This window comes from Peptoniphilus sp. Marseille-Q6390 (assembly GCF_965119475.1).
Genome location: NZ_CBCPLS010000002.1, coordinates 228,679 through 248,294, shown reverse-complemented (window position 1 = coordinate 248,294; position 19,616 = coordinate 228,679). Strand labels below are relative to the sequence as shown.

At 36.2% G+C, this 19,616-nt stretch carries 19 protein-coding genes and 1 riboswitch; of the genes, 6 read left to right on the top strand and 13 right to left on the bottom strand.

The window, feature by feature from the left end; translation table 11 throughout:
- Positions 1-37 precede the first annotated feature (37 nt).
- A riboswitch (FMN riboswitch) is annotated at positions 38-149 on the top strand.
- 49 nt (positions 150-198) lie between these two features.
- The 5 genes from ribD to ACWPVO_RS07095 are packed head-to-tail and all read left to right on the top strand — an operon-like array spanning position 199 to position 4,357.
- A complete protein-coding gene (gene ribD, locus ACWPVO_RS07115) occupies positions 199-1,314 on the top strand; it encodes a bifunctional diaminohydroxyphosphoribosylaminopyrimidine deaminase/5-amino-6-(5-phosphoribosylamino)uracil reductase RibD (protein ID WP_454207461.1) in 1,116 nt (371 codons plus the stop codon).
- Entirely contained in the window at positions 1,307-1,951 is a 645-nt protein-coding gene (locus ACWPVO_RS07110) for a riboflavin synthase (protein ID WP_454207459.1), read from the top strand. Before ribD ends, ACWPVO_RS07110 begins: the two co-directional genes overlap by 8 nt.
- A 16-nt stretch (positions 1,952-1,967) precedes the next feature.
- Entirely contained in the window at positions 1,968-3,179 is a 1,212-nt protein-coding gene (locus ACWPVO_RS07105) for a bifunctional 3,4-dihydroxy-2-butanone-4-phosphate synthase/GTP cyclohydrolase II (protein WP_454207457.1), read from the top strand.
- Positions 3,180-3,222: 43 nt separating this feature from the next.
- Positions 3,223-3,690, top strand: a complete 468-nt coding sequence (gene ribH / locus ACWPVO_RS07100) for a 6,7-dimethyl-8-ribityllumazine synthase (protein ID WP_005957919.1) — start codon at positions 3,223-3,225, stop codon at positions 3,688-3,690.
- The gene (locus ACWPVO_RS07095) at positions 3,683-4,357 is read left to right on the top strand and encodes an HAD family hydrolase (protein WP_454207455.1); all 675 of its coding nucleotides are present in this window, start codon (positions 3,683-3,685) and stop codon (positions 4,355-4,357) included. The genes ribH and ACWPVO_RS07095 overlap by 8 nt, the downstream gene beginning before the upstream one ends.
- 301 nt (positions 4,358-4,658) lie before the next feature.
- On the opposite strand, the gene ACWPVO_RS07090 is transcribed toward ACWPVO_RS07095, so the two are convergent.
- From ACWPVO_RS07090 to ACWPVO_RS07035, 12 genes are all read right to left on the bottom strand, one after another.
- Positions 4,659-5,015 (bottom strand): hypothetical protein, encoded by a 357-nt coding sequence (locus tag ACWPVO_RS07090; protein WP_454207453.1) that lies wholly within the window; start codon positions 5,013-5,015, stop codon positions 4,659-4,661.
- 181 nt (positions 5,016-5,196) lie between these two features.
- Positions 5,197-5,694 (bottom strand): group II intron maturase-specific domain-containing protein, encoded by a 498-nt coding sequence (locus tag ACWPVO_RS07085; protein WP_454207451.1) that lies wholly within the window; start codon positions 5,692-5,694, stop codon positions 5,197-5,199.
- Positions 5,695-5,736: 42 nt separating this feature from the next.
- Positions 5,737-6,573 carry a 3-hydroxyacyl-CoA dehydrogenase family protein gene (locus tag ACWPVO_RS07080; protein WP_195445638.1) on the bottom strand — a complete coding sequence of 279 codons (837 nt, stop codon included), beginning with the start codon at positions 6,571-6,573 and terminating at the stop codon, positions 5,737-5,739.
- A 14-nt stretch (positions 6,574-6,587) separates the two neighbouring features.
- Entirely contained in the window at positions 6,588-7,364 is a 777-nt protein-coding gene (locus ACWPVO_RS07075) for an enoyl-CoA hydratase-related protein (protein ID WP_285074338.1), read from the bottom strand.
- Positions 7,365-7,369: 5 nt separating this feature from the next.
- Positions 7,370-8,554, bottom strand: coding sequence for an acetyl-CoA C-acetyltransferase (locus tag ACWPVO_RS07070; protein WP_060800448.1), 1,185 nt, complete (start codon positions 8,552-8,554; stop codon positions 7,370-7,372).
- Between the two features lie 167 nt (positions 8,555-8,721).
- On the bottom strand, positions 8,722-9,825 hold the full coding sequence (gene wecB, locus ACWPVO_RS07065; RefSeq protein WP_454207448.1) for a non-hydrolyzing UDP-N-acetylglucosamine 2-epimerase: 1,104 nt from the start codon (positions 9,823-9,825) through the stop codon (positions 8,722-8,724).
- A gap of 1 nt (position 9,826) precedes the next feature.
- Positions 9,827-10,855: a glycosyltransferase family 4 protein gene (locus ACWPVO_RS07060; protein ID WP_005957336.1), complete on the bottom strand. Its 1,029-nt coding sequence runs from the start codon at positions 10,853-10,855 to the stop codon at positions 9,827-9,829.
- Positions 10,856-10,864: 9 nt separating this feature from the next.
- Complete coding sequence (gene upp / locus ACWPVO_RS07055; RefSeq protein WP_005957347.1) at positions 10,865-11,491, bottom strand: uracil phosphoribosyltransferase; 627 nt, start codon at positions 11,489-11,491, stop codon at positions 10,865-10,867.
- A gap of 1 nt (position 11,492) precedes the next feature.
- Positions 11,493-11,924 (bottom strand): ribose 5-phosphate isomerase B, encoded by a 432-nt coding sequence (gene rpiB, locus ACWPVO_RS07050; protein ID WP_005957310.1) that lies wholly within the window; start codon positions 11,922-11,924, stop codon positions 11,493-11,495.
- Between the two features lie 8 nt (positions 11,925-11,932).
- A complete protein-coding gene (locus tag ACWPVO_RS07045) occupies positions 11,933-12,988 on the bottom strand; it encodes an L-threonylcarbamoyladenylate synthase (protein WP_454207445.1) in 1,056 nt (351 codons plus the stop codon).
- A 66-nt stretch (positions 12,989-13,054) separates the two neighbouring features.
- The gene (locus ACWPVO_RS07040; protein WP_285044362.1) at positions 13,055-14,242 is read right to left on the bottom strand and encodes a M20 family metallopeptidase; all 1,188 of its coding nucleotides are present in this window, start codon (positions 14,240-14,242) and stop codon (positions 13,055-13,057) included.
- Between the two features lie 8 nt (positions 14,243-14,250).
- Positions 14,251-16,098, bottom strand: coding sequence for an LTA synthase family protein (locus tag ACWPVO_RS07035; protein WP_454207442.1), 1,848 nt, complete (start codon positions 16,096-16,098; stop codon positions 14,251-14,253).
- Between the two features lie 1,128 nt (positions 16,099-17,226).
- On the opposite strand from ACWPVO_RS07035, the gene ACWPVO_RS07030 reads away from it, so the two are divergent.
- A complete protein-coding gene (locus ACWPVO_RS07030; RefSeq protein WP_454207440.1) occupies positions 17,227-18,195 on the top strand; it encodes a LysR family transcriptional regulator in 969 nt (322 codons plus the stop codon).
- Positions 18,196-18,262: 67 nt separating this feature from the next.
- On the opposite strand, the gene ACWPVO_RS07025 is transcribed toward ACWPVO_RS07030, so the two are convergent.
- Positions 18,263-19,522, bottom strand: coding sequence for a S1C family serine protease (locus tag ACWPVO_RS07025; RefSeq protein WP_454207439.1), 1,260 nt, complete (start codon positions 19,520-19,522; stop codon positions 18,263-18,265).
- Positions 19,523-19,616: the final 94 nt, after the last annotated feature.

Here is a 19,616-nt window from a genome sequence, read left to right as displayed (position 1 = left end):
TTTAATTTCTAGTGTTATTATAAATTTATAAGTTAATAAAACTCTTCAGGGCGAGGTGCAATTCCTCACCGGCGGTAAAGTCCGCGAGCGAAAGCTGAATTGGTGCAATTCCAATACCGACAGTATAGTCTGGATGAAAGAAGATAATTTTTTGAATTTTTTGAGCCCTGCATGGGCTCTTTTTTTATAGGTGATTTAATGTATTTAGAAGATTTTAACGATATCTTTTATATGGAACGTGCCCTTGAAATTGCAAGGGAGGGAACTGGCAAGACAAAGACCAACCCCCTTGTTGGCTGCGTAATTGTAAAAGATGACAAGATAATTGGCCAAGGCGCCCACCTAAAGTTTGGCGAAAACCATGCAGAAGTAAATGCCATCCTAGATGCCAAATCTCGTGGCGAAGACATAAGAGGTGCAACCCTCTATGTTAACCTTGAGCCCTGCTCCCACTATGGGAAGACTCCTCCCTGCGCTGAGAGAATTGTAAAGGAAGGAATTAGAAGAGTTGTCATTGGAACAGCTGACCCCTTTGAAAAAGTTTCTGGCAGGGGAATAAAAATTTTGGAAGATGCAGGCATCTCTGTTACAGAAGGTCTTTGCGAAGAAGAATGTTTAAATCTAAATGAAAGATTCTTCACTTACTTAAAAAATAAGAGACCCTTTGTGGTCCTAAAGGCTGGCATGTCCCTTGATGGGAAAATTGCAACAGAGACTGGCGAGTCCCAGTGGATCACATCAGAATTTTCACGAGCTCACGGTCATGAATTAAGAGGCCAACTTGATGCAATAATGGTTGGGATTGGAACAGTCCTTGCAGACAACCCTACTCTTAACACCCGCCATGGCAAATATAAAAATAATCCCATTAGGATTATTACAGATTCAAGCTTGAGGATCCCCCTTGATGCAAAGGTCCTAAGTGATGATTTAGATTCAATCGCAATAATAGCAACAACAGAATCCTGCGACAAGGATAAGTTAGAAAAATTAAAAGCTATGAAAAATGTTGAAGTCATAATTTGTAAGGACAAAGATAAGAGGGTTGACCTTAAAGAACTTATGGAAAAATTAAAAGACTACGACATCTCTTCTATCCTACTTGAAGGTGGAAGGACCTTAAATGCAGAAATGCTAAAAAATAATTTAGTTGATAAGTTTTACTTCTTCATTGCTCCAATCCTCCTTGGATCCAAGGGAATACCTGCCATAGGTGATCTTGAAATAGACCAGCTTAAGGATGCAATTAGGATTAAGGACATGAAGTGCGAAAAATTATTTGATGACATACTAGTCACTGGAAGGTGTGATTAAAATTTTCACAGGAATTATAGAAGAAATTGGCAGCCTATCTGATATTAAAAGAGAAAGCGATCTCTACAGCTTAAGAGTTTCCTGCAAAAAAGTTTTGGAGGGAACAAAGATTGGCGACTCCATTGCAACAAATGGAGTTTGCCTTACAGTAACAGACTTAGACGAAGACTTTTACAAGGCTGATGTAATGGTAGAGACAATAAAGTCCACAACTTTTAAAAATTTAAAAAGAGGAGAAAAGCTAAATCTTGAAAGAGCCCTGAGTCCTGCAAAGAGACTTGACGGCCACATAGTCCAAGGCCATGTTGATGGACTTGGCGAAATAATTTCTATCCTCAACCACGGAAATGAAATTGTCTACAGGATAAAGTTTGACTCTGATAATTTTAAATACATTGCCCCCAAGGGATCTATTGCCCTTGACGGTATAAGTCTTACTGTCTCAAGAGTTGGAGAAAAATATTTTGAAGTTTCAATTATTCCAACAACTATTCGGGACACCAATCTTATAAATAAAAAAGTTGGAGACATGATTAATATTGAGACCGACATCATTGGTCGCTATGTCTACAATTTTGTAAATGCAAAAAGTGAAAGCAAAATTACTGAATCATTTTTACTAGAAAATGGTTTTTAAATTGAGAGGAGATAAAATGAAAGTTAATTCTATAGAAGAAGTTGTTGAAGCTCTTAAAAAGGGCGAAATCATTATAGTAACTGACGAGCCAGACAGAGAAAACGAAGGCGACATGATTCAGGCAGCAGAGTTTGCCACTGGTGAAAGTCTAAACACCATGGCTTCCCTTGCCAAGGGCCTAATCTGTATGCCAATGTCTAGGGAGTATGCAGAAAAATTAAAATTAAATCAAATGGTGGCAGATAACACAGACAACCACGAAACTGCCTTTACAGTTTCCGTTGACCACGTAGATACAACTACAGGAATCTCAGCTTGGGAGAGAGCCCTAACTGCCAACAAACTTGCAGAAGATGATGCAAAGCCAGAAGACTTTAGAAGACCTGGTCACATGTTCCCCCTTGTTGCAAAAAAAGATGGAATTTTTGTAAGACGTGGCCACACTGAAGCAACTGTTGACCTTTTGAAGATTGCTGGTCTTAAAGAAGTTGGACTTTGCTGTGAAATAATGCAAGATGATGGTCACATGATGCGTGGCGAAGACCTCTTCAAGCTTGCCCAAAAGCTTAACATGAAGATAACAACAACTGAAGAGCTCCTTCTCTATAGGAAGAGACACGAAAAAATCGTAGAAAAAGTTGCTGAAGCAAAACTTCCAACAAGGTTTGGAGACTTTAGGGCCCATGCATACATTGATAAGGTAACTGGCGAACACCACATTGCCCTTGTTAAGGGAGAAATTGGCGACGGCATGGACGTCCTAACAAGAGTCCACTCTGAATGTCTAACTGGCGACTGCTTCGGTTCATCAAGATGCGACTGCGGCAACCAACTCCACCTTGCCATGAACCAAATTGACAAGGAAGGCAGAGGCATCCTCCTCTACATGCGTCAAGAAGGCCGTGGAATTGGACTTGTAAATAAAATCAGAGCCTATGCCCTTCAAGACCAAGGCATGGATACAGTTGAGGCAAACTTGGCTCTAGGTTTCCCAGAAGATGCAAGAGATTATGCAACTGGTGCTCAAATTCTTCAGGACCTTGGTGTTAAAGAGTTAAGGCTTCTTACAAACAATCCAGACAAGGTCTATTCACTTCAAGAGTTTGGCATGATTATAAAGGAAAGAGTTCCAATAGAAGTTCACTCAACAAAACACGACGAGTTCTATTTGAGGACTAAGGCAGAAAAGATGAACCACATCTTATCAGAATTTAATACAAACAAATAATTAGTAAATTAAAAATAAAATTTAAAATAAAATTGGAGGAATTATGAAAGTTTACAGTGCAAATTTACAATCACAAGGAAAGAAATACGCAATAGTTTTAGCAAGATTTAACGAATTTATAGTTTCAAAGTTATTGGATGGCTGTCTCGATGGACTAAAGAGGCATGGAGTTAAGGAGGAAGAAATCGAAGTGATTTGGGTACCAGGATCCTTTGAAATTCCACTAGCTTCAAAGGCCCTTGCTCAAAGCAAAAAATACGACGCAGTTATTGCCCTAGGCGCGGTTATAAGAGGAGCAACTACCCACTACGAACTTGTATCAGCTGAAGTTGCCAAGGGAATCGCATCATCTTCACTTGATACTGGAGTGCCAATTATCTTTGGAGTTATAACAACAGAAAATATAGAACAAGCTATTGAAAGAGCAGGTACAAAGGCTGGCAACAAGGGCTTCGATGCTGCAACAGCTGCTATTGAAATGGCAAACCTACTTGGTGAGATTCGTGGATAAAAATTCTATAAGAGAAGATTTGAAAAATGTCAAAAGCATAATTTTTGACTTTGACGGGACTCTTCACGACACCATAAAAATTTATTACCCTGCCTTCTCTGAGGGAGTAAAAATTTTAAAGGACCATGGCTATGCCAAAGACTTTGAACTTTCTGAAGACAATGTAAAAAGATTTTTAGGTGAGAAACCGAACTTTGCCTACGACCTCTTAGCACCTGATGCTGATGAAGACTTCAAGTTAAAAGTAATGGCTCATGTTGGTCAAAGGATGGACGAAAATATAAAAAACAAAGTCGGCAAGCTCTATGACGGAACAGAGGAAGTCTTGGAAAAACTCTCAAATAATTACGACCTCTACATCCTTTCCAACTGTCGTGAGTCCTACCTGGACCAAGCCCTTGATATCTATGGCATAAAAAAATATTTCAAAACATACTACGCAGCAGAAACTTTTGACTTCATCCCAAAGGACGAGATCATTAGACAAGATAGAAAAAATCTTAGAGAAGAAATTATCTTTGTTGGCGATAGACACCACGACATGGACGCAGCCCACAAAAATAATCTGAGGAGCATCTTCTGCACCTACGGCTTTGGACCAGCAGAGGAAGGCAAGGATGCGACATACAAAATTGATTCCATAAAAGAAATTTTAGAAATCCTATAATTCATTAAAAAAAATCGTGAAAGCTTATTTTATAGTAAGAAAAAATTTTAAAACAAATGCCGAAAAAATAAGATGATAAAGTAAAAACACAATTAAAATTCCAAAGAATTAAAAATATTATTAACCTAACAAAAAAGGAGGACTTCAATGTCCTCCTTTTTAATCCGTTAAATGAAGCTTCTGATAAACAAACCAAAATATATTTTTTATCTACATACAACATACATTTTATAATCGTTTTAAGATTTATTAATACATTAGAACCTTTTTTTCAATTTAATTCCCTAATTTAATAAATATATTAAACTTTTAATTTGATTTTAATAAGATAAATTGAAGAAAGTATCAATATAATAGAAAAAATTAGACTTCTCGAATGTATATCATTGAATTCTTGAATTAATACTAAACTAAAAGTATAAATAGCACCAGCTATCATAAAGAAAACTTCATTATTTGAAAACTTAATATTATCTTTAAACATAGCTTTAAATATTTTTACAAAACCAACAACTATAAATACATAATATACAATATCCATTACAGCCATCAATGCTTTATTTCCAGAATATAAGTATAATTTAGTTCCCAAATAACTGAATAGTAAAGCAGTTAAAGAAATAAAAAGTATATTCTTTATATCTAATTCTTTCTTCATATTAATCCTCCTATAAAATTATTTTAATTGTATCATACAACAAATTATTTTTAAGTCAATGAATATAAAATATTTTATGATATCGTTATTATCTTATTATACCAAATCGAGTAGGAGGTAGATGATTAATTCATCTACCTCCTCTCACACCACCGTACCTACGGTTCCGTATACGGCGGTTCTACAGTTTAATATGAACTTTATTGTAATAGCTGACTATGGATATATAGCCCCTTTCAGCTATTCTTTTATTTTTAAGAGCTCTGCTTAGTACTGGACTTTTGGCTATTCTCCAATAGGATTTGTGCGTGTTTGCCCTTTTCCAAGCTTGTAATTTTGCTATCCCTAATTTTACTAGATTTGTAAATTTTGTTTTTACTTTCTTCCAAGTCTTCCATGCACACATTCTTATTCTTCTTCTTCTTAACCATTCGTCTAGTTTTTGAAAGTGGTTTTTCATATTTGCTAGTTTGAAATATTGTATCCATCCTCTTATGATTTGGTTAATTTTTATTCTTCTTTTCCTATAGCCTAGTACATTACTTCTGCTTGTTACTGGTTTTAGTTTTCCCTTTAGTTTCTTTAGGATTTCTTTGTGTACTTTTAATTGGGTTTCATTGTTTTGGTAAAATCCATATCCTAGATATTTTGTGTTGCACTCGTTATGATAAATTAACATAAAAAAAAGAGAAGGCTCTCGCCTTCCCCTAATTTTTTGAAATTAATATTTGTAAAATCCTTCGCCAGTTTTTCTTCCAAGTAGTCCAGCCCTAACCATCTTCTTAAGAAGTGTGTGAGGTCTGTACTTAGGATCGCCGAATTCATTGTAAAGAACTTCCATAATTGCAAGAACAACATCAAGTCCTACAAGGTCTCCTAGTGCAAGAGGTCCCATTGGGTGGTTTGCGCCAAGTTGCATTGCTGTGTCAATGTCTTCAACTGATGCAATGCCTTCTGCGTAAATACCAATTGCTTCGTTGATCATTGGAATTAAAATTCTATTTACAACAAAGCCAGGTGCTTCGTCAACTTCTACTGGTGTCTTGCCAATTTCTTTAGAAAGTTCAATAATCATATCCTTAACTTTAGGATCAGTTTTCTTTCCAGAGATTACTTCAACAAGTTTCATTGCTGGAACTGGATTGAAGAAGTGCATGCCAATTACTTTTTCAGGTCTTTTTGTAGCTGCGCCAATGTCAGTTATTGAAAGAGATGAAGTGTTTGATGCGAGAACAGTTTTTGCTTCGCATTTTTCACATAATTCTGTAAAGATAGCTTTTTTGATTTTTGGATTTTCTGTAGCTGCTTCAATGATAAGGTCACAGTCAACTACATCTTCAATATCACTTGAATATTTAAGATTTGCCAGAGCCTTATCCATTTCTTCTTTTGTCATTCTTTCTTTAGAAACATTTTTTTCGTAACCCTTTACGATTTTGCTTTCAGCATTCTTTAATGCTTCTGGTGCAATGTCTCTAACTATTACTTCATGATGAGTTGCAAGTACTTGAGCAATACCTGCTCCCATAGTACCTGATCCAATTACTGCTATTTTCATTGTTATCCCCTCTTTTATTCCCCTGTAAATTCTGATTTTCTCTTATTTAAAAATGCATCCATGCCTTCTTTTTGGTCATTAGTTGCAAAACATAGGCCAAAGTGAGTTTTTTCAATTTGCATAGCTGTATCAATATCTGTTTGGGATCCATTGATAATAGATTGCTTAGCGTATTCAACAGCCTTAGGAGCGTGAGATGCAATTTTGTTTGCCATTTCAATAGCCTTATCTATAAGTTCTTCTGGTTCGTAAACGTGGTTTACAAGTCCAATTTGGTAAGCCTTGTCAGCACCAATCATTTCTGTTGTATAGATAAGTTCCTTTGCGTATCCTGGTCCTATTACTCTAGAAAGTCTTTGTGTTCCACCAAATCCTGGTGTGATTCCGAGACCAACTTCTGGTTGACCAAATTTTGCCTTAGTAGATGCTAGTCTTATGTCACAAGCTATAGAAATTTCACATCCACCACCAAGGGCAAAGCCATTAACTGCCGCAATAACTGGTGTTCTACATTTTTCAATTTCCATGAAAGTATCCATACCAAGTTTTGCAAAGTCGTAGGCTTCACTAGCTGTGAAGTTTGCCATTTCTGCAATATCGGCACCGGCAACAAAGGATTTGCCTGCACCTGTTATTATAATACATCTTACATCTTCATCAACATTTGAGAAGAAGTGGTGAATTTCTTTTAACATAGCAGAGTTAAGTGCGTTTAGGCTCTTTTCTCTACTAAGTGTTATAAGAATAACTCCATTAGGTTTTTCTTCTACTATTAGATATTTATAGTCCATCTAGCTTAGTCCCTTCCTACGATAAGAGCTGTTCCCATTCCTCCACCGATACAAAGTGTAGCAAGTCCTTTCTTAGCATCTCTCTTCTTCATTTCGAATAATAGAGTTGTTAAGATTCTAGCACCACTTGCTCCAATTGGGTGACCTATTGCAATAGCTCCACCATTTACGTTAACTTTGTTAATGTCAAAGCCCATTTCCTTGTTAACTGCAGCAGCTTGAGCAGCAAAAGCTTCGTTAGCTTCGATTAGGTCAAGGTCATCTGCCTTTAGTCCAGCAATTTCAAGTGCCTTAGTTGATGAAGGAATAGGTCCTGTACCCATAATCTTAGGGTCAACACCTGCTGTTGCATAAGAAATAATGTATGCAAGAGGTTCTACTCCAAGTTCTTTTGCCTTAGATTCTTTCATTAGTACAAGCATAGCTGCACCGTCGTTGATTCCTGATGCGTTACCTGCTGTAACTGTACCGTCTTTTTTGAAAGCTGGTCTAAGTTTTGCAAGTCCTTCAGCTGTTACACCGTCTCTAATGAATTCGTCAGTGTCACAAACTGTTACATTGCCTTTTCTATCTTTAATTTCTACTGGAACGATTTCGTCTTTAAATCTTCCTTCTTTTTTAGCTCTTTCTGCATTGTTTTGAGATCTTGCAGCAAGTTCGTCTTGCATTTCTCTTGTAATTCCATATTTTTCAGCTACGTTTTCAGCTGTAATACCCATGTGGTAGTCGTTGAAAGCATCCCAAAGTCCGTCGTTAATCATTGTATCAACAACTTTTTTGTCGCCCATTCTTGCTCCCCATCTTTCGTTTGTAAGAGCGTAAGGTGCCATTGACATTGATTCAGTACCACCAGCTAGTACGATTTCAGCATCTCCTGCCTTAATAACTTGAGCTGCTAAACTTACTGCACGAAGTCCTGATCCACAAACGATGTTAAGTGTAACTGCTGGAGTCTTAATATCAATTCCTGCTCCAAGTACAACTTGTCTTGCAACGTTTTGTCCTTGTGCTGCTTGAAGAACATTACCGATATAAGCTTCATCTACCATATCAGCCTTAACATTTGCTCTCTTAAGAGCTTCTTTTGCTGCAATTGAACCAAGTTCTACTGCTGAAGTGTTCTTAAATTGTCCTCCAAAACTACCTACAGCTGTTCTTGCAGCTGATGCTATAACAATTCTATCTTCCATGTTTTCCTCCTTATTACTTCCCTGTGGCAATTGCCACTAGTAAAACAATCTCTCCCTTTGATTTGTACAAGTTGTGCGAGTAAAAATATTATTTCTCTCTTATTTCAACTTTTGCTAAAAGCTATGCCAATTTATACTGCTAGCTAAATAGATTTAATATCCTAAAATCAAATCATACCTTCTAGTACATCAACAATTTTTTCTGCAGCATGACCGTCACCATAAGGGTTAACAGCCTTTGCCATCTCGTCATATAGGTCCTTATCTTCAAGTAAGGCAACTATAGACTCATAAACATCTTGTTCTTTTGTACCAACAAGCTTTGCAGTCTTAGCCTCTACTCCCTCCATTCTCTCTGTCTCATTTCTAAGAACTAGAACGGGTTTCCCTAGAGCAGGTGCTTCTTCCTGAACACCTCCTGAATCTGTAACGACAAATTTTACCCTTGCCATTAAGTTTGAAAAAGGAAGGTAGGAAAGTGGTTCAATTAAATGAACCCTATCTAAATCAGCAAAATACTTTTCAGCAGCTTCCCTTACTATAGGATTTAAATGTCTTGGGAATACAATTTCAAGATTTTCTTTTTCCAAGACTACACGCCTTATAGCCTTGAAAATATCTTCCATTGGCTTGCCCCAATTCTCTCTCCTATGTGCAGTAAGTAACACTACATCTCTATTATAATCTAAATCGTTTAAAATTTCATCGTCAAAAACAAAATCTTCTCTTACAGAATATTTGAGTGCATCTATAACAGTATTTCCAGTTATGAAAATATTTTTTTCATCATAGCCCTCATTTATTAAGTTTTGCCTGTTTGATTCAGTTGGAGCAAAATGATAATTTGAAATAACACCTGTTAGCTTCCTGTTTGCTTCTTCTGGATAAGGTGAAAAAAGGTTGCCTGATCTTAAGCCTGCTTCTACGTGACCAATTTTTATTTTTTTATAAAAGGCTGCAAGGGCTGCAGCAAATACTGTAGTAGTATCTCCTTGGACAAGCAAGATGTCTGGTTTTAATTCATCTAAAATTTCTTCTAGACCTAGAAGGGTTTTTGTAGTTACATCTGTAAGGGATTGTCCCTTCTTAAAAATATTTAAATCATAGTCTGGTTTGATATCAAAAATTTCTAGCACTTGGTCCAACATTTCTCTGTGTTGACCTGTGACACAGGTATAGCACTCAAGGTTCTTTCTCTTTTGAATTTCCTTTATTATTGGTGCCATCTTTATGCCCTCAGGTCTTGTACCAAATACAAATAATACCTTCAATTTATTCCTCCTTGTTTTTTAACATACCTGCTGCAACTCCCGTTGCAATTATTATAAGTAAAACTCCTATTGAGATTACAAGGGCAATGGATGAATGGAATCTTGAAATTAAGTTTGCAAGAACTCCAAAGATTGCAGATATAGAATAGAGAATTACAACAGTCTGCCTTTGATTTAGTCCCATCTTCAAAAGTCTGTGGTGAAGATGACCCTTATCGGCTTCCACCATGGACTTGCCTGATAATTTCCTTCTAACCATGGCAAAGGCTGTGTCAAATACTGGCACTCCTAGGATTAAAACTGGCACAAATATCATTAAGATAGCAGCTTGTTTTAAAAATCCAGAAATACTTATATATGAAAGCATGAATCCAAGGTAAAGGGCTCCCGTATCTCCCATAAATATCTTTGCCGGATTGAAGTTGAAGGGTAAAAATCCCAGACATGCTCCTGCTACTAGGGCACATACAAGGCTCACATCGTACCTTCCCATCTTGTATGTTATGAAGAACATGGAGATGGCACATATCATTGAGACACCTGATGCCAATCCATCTAGTCCATCAATTAAGTTAATTGTGTTTGTTATTCCGCAAACCCAAAAAATTGTTACTGGTATGGACAAGATATTTAAAATAAGTAGGGCATCATGGGAGTCAAAGGGATTTGTAAAAAATTCAATTTTCATACCGCCAATAATTAATATTACTGCAGCTAAAATTTGAAAAAGAAATTTTAACTTGGGACTTAGACCTTCCTTGTCATCATAAAGTCCAGATATGGCAATGATAAGAGAAGCAATAAGTGCCATTATTAAGTTTTTATTTATTGGCAGAAAATAGACCATGAGGATGGATACGGATATTACCATGGCTATGCCACCGCCTACTGGTATAGGCTTTTTGTGGACACGTCTCTCATCCTTAGGCACATCTAAAAAACCCTTCTTTTTAGCAATCTTTATAGTAAAAGGCATTTGAATAAATGTCAGTATAAAGGCAGCCAAAAAAGGAATTATATATTTATACATATTAACCTCTTACTTAGTTCCAAATAATCTGTCTCCCGCATCTCCTAGGCCAGGTACAATATATTTATCATCATTTAATCTTTCATCAAGGGCTGCAAGGTAGATTTCCACATCAGGGTGGGCTTCTTGAACTGCCTTAACTCCTTCTGGTGCTGCTAAAAGATTTATAGATTTAATGTTTTTTGCACCATTTCTCTTAAGTTCGTCTATAGCTTCTATTAGGGATCCACCAGTTGCTAGCATTGGGTCAACAACAAGCATAAGTCTTGATGAAACGTCCTTAGGTAGTTTTGAATAATAAGTTACTGGTTTGTGAGTTTCTGGGTCACGGTACATTCCTATGTGACCAACTCTTGCTGCAGGGATAATTGTAAGTAGACCTTCTACCATACCAAGTCCAGCTCTTAGGATTGGAACAATTCCAACCTTCTTACCAGAGATAACTCTACCTGTAGTCTTACAAATAGGAGTTTCTATTTCAATTTCTTCAGTTTCAAGGTCTCTTGTAACTTCATAGCCCATAAGAGTTGCTATTTCATTGGCAACTTGTCTGAATTCCATGGAGCTTGTTTCTTTTTTCCTTAAGATTGTCATCTTGTGATCAATTAGTGGGTGTTTTATTAAAGTGTATCCCATTTTAGTCCTCCTCGATTTTATTTACTCTATTAATGTGTCTTCCGCCTTCAAATTCTTCATCTAAGAAGGCATCTAGTATTTCTATTGCCATGTCATGACCTATAAGTCTTGCTCCAAGGGCCAATACATTGGCGTCGTTGTGACGTCTTGCAAGCCTTGCAGAGTAGGGTTCAGAGCAAAGTGCTGCCCTTATTCCCTTAACCTTATTTGCAGAAATTGAAATTCCAATTCCAGATCCACAAATTACTATCCCAAAGTCTAGGCCTTCATCTATTACAGCATGACCAACTGCATGACCATAGTCTGGATAGTCTACCCTTGAATCATCAAAGGGTCCCAGGTCCTTGACTTCAATATTTTTTTCTTCAAGATATTGGATTAGGTCTTTTTTTAAATAAAAACCTGCGTGATCTGAACCAATTCCTATTTTCATATTTCCTCCTAAATTCTCATGACTACCTTGCCACCGCAAGCCTTCAAAAGTCTATTCATTATACTAAGGCCCATTCCCCTAAGTTCAAAACCTTCCGCAAAAATTATGTCAATATCTTCTTCGTCACATCTTCTTAGTGCATCAAAAAGATTTGTAGCAACCTCTTCCAAATGCTCTCTTGATCCAAGGTTTATAAGTAATTCTACACCAGTGTTTTCATACTCGTCATAGGTTTCCTCAGTTGCAAGGACTGCAATTTTCTTGTCCTTGTTCTCTTCTATATTTTTCTTGATTTCATTTACAAGTTTGTCAAGTCTACCGCCAAAGCAAATTGCCTCTGCCCTTGGGGCATAGTGCCTGTACTTTTGTCCCGGTGATTTTGGAACTTCGTGGGACTTGGAATCAATAGTTGCTGAATCAATAGTTATTCTTTCATCAACTTCTTGTAGGTCCTCAAGAGTAATCTTACCAGGCCTTAAAATCATTGGTGGGTCAACTGTCACATCAAGAACTGTTGATTCTATTCCAACAACAGAGTGGCCACCATCTACAATTATATCAACTCGACCATCAAGGTCTTCTATTACGTGTTCCACCTTAGTTGGTGAAGGTCTGCCAGATAAGTTTGCTGAAGGGGCAGCTACTGGAAAATCCACTGACTTTAGGATGTCGTGAGCAATCTTGTTGCTTGGCTCTCTTATGGCAACTGTGTCAAGACCTCCTGTCGCTTCATCAGGTACCTTGTCTGACCTCTTGAAAATTATTGTTAAGGGACCTGGCCAAAACTTTTTAATACATTTTTTTGCCACTTCTGGTACTTCTGCAACTAAATCATCTAGTTGAGAATTGTCTGCTATGTGAAGTATTAGTGGGTTGTCGCTAGGCCTGCCCTTGGCTTCATATATTTTTTTACAAGTCCTCTTGTTAAGTCCATTGCCACCAAGTCCGTAGACAGTTTCTGTTGGCAGGACAACGAGGCCTCCATCTCTTAGGGTCTGGCTTATTTTTTTTAGATAAACTTTATCTTTGCCATTTCCCTTAAATTTAAATATGTCTGTTTTCACAAAAAAACACCTCTATCCTTAATATTATACCAAGAAGAGAGGCGTTTTTTAATACCTTATAGCTATTTAATTCTTGTGAGGGATAATTTTACCAGTTTTTACACTTTCTTTAAACTCACTAATAATTTTTTCATAAACTTCATCATTTTGTAAAACTTCTATTCCAACTTCAACAATGGCTGCAATAGTTTTTTTCATTTGGTCAAAAGCATAGTCAGTCATAGTCGCGTCCCTAAACTCAACTGTGTGAGATGGTGTTCCTTCTTCAGCGATTTTAAAATAGCCGTGAAGTGTTGGAACTTCGTGAGAAATATCTCCTGCATCAGTGGAGCCTGAGTTTAATTCTATGTCCTTAACTTCTTCATCAAGATACTTTTCCATTTTTTCCATTAGGACTTCATTAAAGGCAAGATTTCTAACTGTGTTATCATTTCCCTTTTCGTATTCAGAAATTTTAACTTGGCAACCTGTTGCAAGGGCAGCACCCTTGGCACAAGCTTCAAGTTTTTCTAAAAGTTCTAAGAGATATTTTTTCTCTGGACTTCTTGCATAAAATCTTGAATCAGTGTAGTCAGGAATAATGTTGGCAGCCTTGCCACCATCTTTTATAATTCCATGGATTCTTGAGCCGTCCTTTGTTTGTTGTCTTAGGGCATTTATAGCTGAGAATAAAACTATTTGTGCATCAAGAGCATTGATTCCCTCATGAGGTGTGTCTGCAGCGTGGGCAGTCTTTCCAAAGAATTCAAATCTTCTTGTTGCAAGGGCCAAGGAGTTTGGTGTAACTGAGTTAATATCTCCTGGGTGCATCTCAATGGCAACATCAACATCCTTTAGTTCATCTGACCTTGAAAGTTCAATTTTTGTGCCGCCAACTTCTTCTGCAGCAGTCCCAAAGACAATAACTCTTCCCCCAATTTCATCAATTAACTTTGACAAAACTATTCCTGCTCCTGTGGCAGTAGCTCCTAGGATGTTGTGACCACATCCGTGACCAATTCCTGGTAGGGCATCATATTCTGACAAATATGAAATTGTCCTCCCAGGTTTTTTTGAATCGTAAACTGCCTTAAAGGAAGTCTCGCATCCAAGATAAGGGCACTCCACATCAAAGCCATGCTTTTTTAACAAATCTATGTGGGCCTTTGAAGACTTGTACTCTTCAAAGCCAATTTCTGGATTATCATAAATAAATTTTCTAAGGGAATCGAGTTCACCAGATATTTCTTCAACTATATTTAAAATATTTTCCATTTAATCACCTACTTGTTAATCCTGTAATATTGGTATCTCCTGTAGTCGTCATAATAATCCTTGGCCTTACCCTTTACTTCTTGTCTTGGGTAAGCTTCCTTGCCATCAAATACATAATTTCTTGAAATAATTGGGAGCTTCTTTCTCAAATCTGAATTGTAGATAAAGAAGTTATCTACCTTGTTGAAACCCAACATATCAAGCACAGTTGATGAAAGATAGCATGCAGCAATTGGCTGACCATCCTTTACTTCAACCTTATTCTTATCCATGAGGACCTTGGCCTTTTCATTAGCAACTACTATATAAGGAGTGGAGTAAAATTCTACTTCCTTGTCAATATTATCATTGGAAAGATGCTTTCCAATTTCATCGAAGCCTGACTGATTTGTGCCAAGTCCTGGCAAGTGGTCACCGTAGAAGATCATAATAGTTGGCTCGTCAAGTTCTTCCATGGTCTTGTACATTTCTCCCAACATTGTATCCATGGCCTTTACCCCCAAGAAGTAAGAACCAATACTGTTCTTCACATCTTCAGTAAGTTGTGACTTACATGTGAAAGGCAAAATTTCTCCATACTTGCTAAGATCATAAGGTCCGTGGTTTTGGATATCAACTGCGTAAGATAAAACTGGTTCCTTAGATTCCTTTACTGCCTTTAAAAATCTTTCCTTATAAATTTCTGTGAATTGTTTTTCATCTACATATCCGCCCTTCATAAGAGGTTCCTTTATATCTTCTAGGAAGATATTGTCATCAAGTCCAATCTTTGGATAGACATCTTTTCTTCCATAGAACCAGGCAAAGCCAGGGTGAAAACCATAGGTCTTGTAGCCAATAGTTTTTAAAAGATTTGGAAGAGATCCAACATCTCTTTTTATGGCATTAAAGGCGTAGTTGTTGTCTGGTGCACAATTAATAGTCATTGCCCCTGTCAAGACATCAAACTCTGTGTCGCCTGTTCCACCAATATATGCAGGGACAACAACCCTTCCATGTAGAACAGATTTATCTTGCAAGATTTTAAAGTTTTCGTTAGGGTCATTGCCCTTTTCAAAAGTAAATTGTGGATCTTGCGACAAGTCTGTAAAGGCTTCTCCCATTATCCAAATTATGTTTGGTCTTTCCATCTTCTTTATGGCTTCAATGTTTTTACTTTGATCTTTGGAATCACGTTCTGCAATTTCTTTTTCATTGTAGCCTTCTGGCGGCCTTATGAAAGAATTTTTCAGATTGTATAAAAAGGAATAATTAAAGCCCTTTGAGTTACACTGATCAATTGAATTGTAAATATTTCCCTTAACTGGAAGCTTGTAGTATAGACCGTCCTTAGAGTAGACAAAAGTAATAAGCAAGGCTGATGAAATTAAAACTACAAGGACTGAAATTATTCTGTCCTTTAATCTAATTTTTTTACTTTTAAATATAAATGCTATGACAAGCAAGACAACTAAGCTAGCAAGAGCTGTAAGACTACCCCTTAGGTCAGGATAATAAGAATTCTTAGTCATGTTAAGAGCTTCGCCAGCAAGCCTAATATCAGAAATTTTAAGTGGCGCATTCCTATAAAAAACCTTATTTCTGTTGACAACAAAAATCACTAAGTAAAAAATGGAATTTAAAATTAAGGCAGGTCTTCTTCTACCTATAAGTCCTTGAAATAAAATTCCCGTAAGTAGTATTGGGATAAAATTTAAAATTAAAACCAGAGGAGTTCTTATTAATTTGTCAGGCAGCCCTCCACCTGGTGCCAATACAAGCATGGCAAGACCAATTATTAATCCAAAAAGTCCATGAATCAAAATGTCATAGACATTAAAGGCCTTGACCTCCTTTGATTTATTTTTATTAAACATCTAATCACCTTCTAATTTTTAATTATACAATATTTTAAAATTTTGGGGAGTTTTTGTAAAGTTTATGTAAATATATTTTATTATCTAAAGGATTTTAGCTTGAGTTTTTAAATTTATAAAGCTAGGTCTAAGTTTGAATTTTAAACTACAAAAATTTACAAACTTAGAAGTTTTTCAATATTTTTCATTTAAGATCTCTAAAATTTTTATAGAGTCAAGCTAAATATTACATTCATAAATTAAATTTCCCATAAATTATATATGCTTACAAGGAAGCCACAACTTTCCCATAAGTTAATATAAGCCTAAGCATCTTAAATTATTTAATATATTATTTTAATTTATTTAAAAAATTCATTTTCCCGCAAAAAAAAGACTGCCGAAGCAGTCTTAATTTCTCTTTTCAGAGTGAAGATTGGTATAATTTTATTATTAATCTTAGGAGTTATGGGGTTCCCAAAATCAAAGTAATTTTTGTTAAATGACATTAGCTATCATTAACTGTGTTTATTATAGTATAGGTAATTTATTTTGTAAAGGGTTTTTGATAAAATTTATCAAAATTATCTTATCGTAATTTATTTAAAAATTTTAGATTTATATTTAAGAAATTAGGGGATTTTTATAAGTAAGAAATTTTTATAAACTTGTATCATCATAGGAATTCGCAATTCGCAATTTTTTATAAACTTCTAATGTCTAATAAGCTTTCAAATATTAATTAAGTCCCCAAGTCTTGCAACTTTACAAATTTTTAGAAAGTCAAAGTTATTTGCAACTTTTACATATTTATGAATTCAAAGTTATTTACGAGTTTACAAGTCTTTATAAGATCATAGTTGTTTTCAAGTTTACTAATCTTTACAAAGTATTATTCTCCTACAAGTTCATAGCTTTTTAATTTTAAAATCTCCTAAACTTAAATTTTTGTAAAAAAAAAGCACCCAAGGAGGTGGGTGCAAGGGGATTCCGGTAATTGTGATATTAAGGAAAAAAAGCTGGTAAACTATAAGGGATTCTTAATATTTTATTTCACAATTAACATACACATAGTATATAATAAAAGTACGACAAAATAAATTAATAAATATTTGTATAAATGACAAATTATTTTTGATAGGAGGAAATATGAATTTTGAAAGTATCTACTACTTTACAGAACTTGCAAAGACTTTAAATATGAATGAAACTGGAGAAAAACTTTACATTTCACAACAAACCCTCTCCAACCACATTAAAAGACTTGAAGACTATTACGGGACTAAATTCTTTTTCAGAAAGCCAAAGCTAATGCTTACGCCAATTGGCGAGGAGTATCTTGCCTATGCCGAGAGACTCCTAACGAATGAGTCCGACATGATAAATAAGATAAGAGACCTTGAGAGCGAAAACATTGGTAAGCTCATCCTAGGTGCCTCTTCACCTCGTGCAGATATGTTTATCCCTTCGATTATAGAAAAATTTACTGAAGAGTTTCCCCAAGTTGGGCTTGTCCTCCACGAGAAGCAGTCCAAAGACTTGGAGGCCATGTGTCTTGAAAATAAATTAGACCTTGCCATCTCCATTGACGAGAACTACCAAAATGAAAATTTAAAATCTCACCTCCTCCTAGACGAAAAACTTTACCTCTGTGTCAGCGATAGGCTACTTAAAAAACATGTTAAAAATCTTAAGACCTTAAAGAAAAAATCTATTGAGAAAGTTGATCTCAAGGACTTCAGCAAGCTTCCCTTTCTTTTATATACACAAGACAACAGGATAAGGAGCCTTATCAACGAGAGCTTCAAGGCGGCTGATGTAAGACCCAATGACTACATTGAAACAGGCTACTCCAGGATTGCCCTATCTATTTGCAACAAGGCAATAGCTGCAGTTTTCATTTCTCAAATGAATATCAAGAGGTGGACTGACGAGTTTGATGACGACGTCAACATCTTCCCTCTTTATTCTGGAGATGAGCCTGTGACTCTTGGCATCTATGCCATAAAAAATAAGGATCGCTACATCACCAAGTACGCCAAGAGGTTCGTGGAGCTCTTGGAAGAATATTTTAATTCCTTCCACGCAGATAAATTAGAAAGAATTGCAAAAAAATAAAGCAAGAGTGGCACCATGAGGTGTCACTTTTACTTTATAAAAATCTTTTTTAACTTTTATATCTTCTTTAAAAATTGTTTCCAAATTCTTGTCTAAACCTATTGAAGAACTCTTCTTGTCTTCTTGCTCTTGCTTCTTCTTCAGCAGATCTTTCTCTATTTTGGGCTCTTAAGTCCTTTTGGGCTTCCTTGTCATTTTCTATTGAGTAGTCAGTGAAGCTTACTTCAGTAGTCATCTTCTTGCCATTTCTTACATATTCGATTTCTACCTTGTCACCAACTTGGTACTTGTAAAGAATTGACTTTAAGGCATTGTTGTCAGAGACTTGGTCTTTGCCAATTCTTGTAACAATGTCTCCTGCTTCTAGGCCAGCTGCAGCTGCAGGTGATCCATCGTAAACCTTGTAGACAAAAATTCCCTTGTCAAGATCTGGCTTTTCATTTAAGACTTGGGCTGCTACATCAACATTCATAGTTAGCATTCCCATAGACATTTCCTTGTATTTTCCAGTTTCAATAACTTGTTTAATAATTGGTTTTATGAAGTTTATTGGAATTGAAAAACCAAGACCTTCAGCTGATTGAACCTTAACTGTGTTGATACCGATGACTTCTCCCTCAGCATTTAATAAGGCTCCACCAGAGTTACCTCCATTTATTGATGCATCTGTTTGGATAAGGCCAGTCATATAACCTCCACCACTAACTGCTCCAACATACCTGTCAAGTCCAGAGATTATACCTTGAGTTACTGTTTGAGAAAATTGTAGGGAGATTGGGTTACCAATTGCTATGGCAGTGTCTCCAATGGAAAGAGCATCAGAGTCTCCAAGACTTGCTGCATTTAACTTTTCATCAGTGTTAATCTTTACAATGGCTAGGTCAATCATTTCATCTGCCCAAATTGTCTTGCCTTGGATGTCCTTTTCATTGTTAAGTCTAACTGTTACGTCTTTTACAACTTGGTTATTTAGTTTAACAACGTGAGCATTAGTAAGGATGTAACCCTTTGGGTCAACAATTACACCTGAGCCCACACCTTGGACCTCAACTTGTCCAAATAAGGATTGTTGAACTCCCTTAGTTGTTATTCCAACTACAGAGGACATGGCCTTCTTGGCAACGGCTGATGCCACTGAGACATTGTCCTTAGCAGAAATAGTAATATTGGAATCACTATTTGATGTCTTACTTTCTCCCTGTGGCAAGAGCTTGTAAGTTGTAATTGCTGAACCAATTATTCCCCCAATAAGGGAAAAAACTAGGGCGATAATAATTACAATCTTTCCCATGCCAGGGTTTTTATTTAAATTGTCATTCTTCTTCATATTCTTCCTCCTCTAATAATTTATGACTTTATCTTAGTATGGATTTGTGAAAGATAAATGAATTTATAATAAAAGCTTTTTGAAATGATTTTTA

Excerpts from the sequence above, each read along its gene's own strand:
- ACWPVO_RS07070 (WP_060800448.1), bottom strand. The coding sequence starts at position 8,554 with ATGGAAGATAGAATTGTTATAGCATCAGCTGCAAGAACAGCTGTAGGT.
- rpiB (WP_005957310.1), bottom strand. The coding sequence starts at position 11,924 with ATGAAAATAGGAATTGGTTCAGATCACGCAGGTTTTTATTTAAAAAAA.
- ACWPVO_RS07085 (WP_454207451.1), bottom strand. The coding sequence starts at position 5,694 with ATGTTAATTTATCATAACGAGTGCAACACAAAATATCTAGGATATGGA.
- ACWPVO_RS07075 (WP_285074338.1), bottom strand. The coding sequence starts at position 7,364 with ATGGACTATAAATATCTAATAGTAGAAGAAAAACCTAATGGAGTTATT.
- upp (WP_005957347.1), bottom strand. The coding sequence starts at position 11,491 with ATGGGATACACTTTAATAAAACACCCACTAATTGATCACAAGATGACA.
- ribD (WP_454207461.1), top strand. The coding sequence starts at position 199 with ATGTATTTAGAAGATTTTAACGATATCTTTTATATGGAACGTGCCCTT.
- ACWPVO_RS07105 (WP_454207457.1), top strand. The coding sequence starts at position 1,968 with ATGAAAGTTAATTCTATAGAAGAAGTTGTTGAAGCTCTTAAAAAGGGC.
- ACWPVO_RS07040 (WP_285044362.1), bottom strand. The coding sequence starts at position 14,242 with ATGGAAAATATTTTAAATATAGTTGAAGAAATATCTGGTGAACTCGAT.
- ACWPVO_RS07030 (WP_454207440.1), top strand. The coding sequence starts at position 17,227 with ATGAATTTTGAAAGTATCTACTACTTTACAGAACTTGCAAAGACTTTA.
- ACWPVO_RS07090 (WP_454207453.1), bottom strand. The coding sequence starts at position 5,015 with ATGAAGAAAGAATTAGATATAAAGAATATACTTTTTATTTCTTTAACT.
- ACWPVO_RS07035 (WP_454207442.1), bottom strand. The coding sequence starts at position 16,098 with ATGTTTAATAAAAATAAATCAAAGGAGGTCAAGGCCTTTAATGTCTAT.
- ACWPVO_RS07060 (WP_005957336.1), bottom strand. The coding sequence starts at position 10,855 with ATGTATAAATATATAATTCCTTTTTTGGCTGCCTTTATACTGACATTT.
- ACWPVO_RS07025 (WP_454207439.1), bottom strand. The coding sequence starts at position 19,522 with ATGAAGAAGAATGACAATTTAAATAAAAACCCTGGCATGGGAAAGATT.
- ribH (WP_005957919.1), top strand. The coding sequence starts at position 3,223 with ATGAAAGTTTACAGTGCAAATTTACAATCACAAGGAAAGAAATACGCA.
- ACWPVO_RS07080 (WP_195445638.1), bottom strand. The coding sequence starts at position 6,573 with ATGAAAATAGCAGTAATTGGATCAGGTACTATGGGAGCAGGTATTGCT.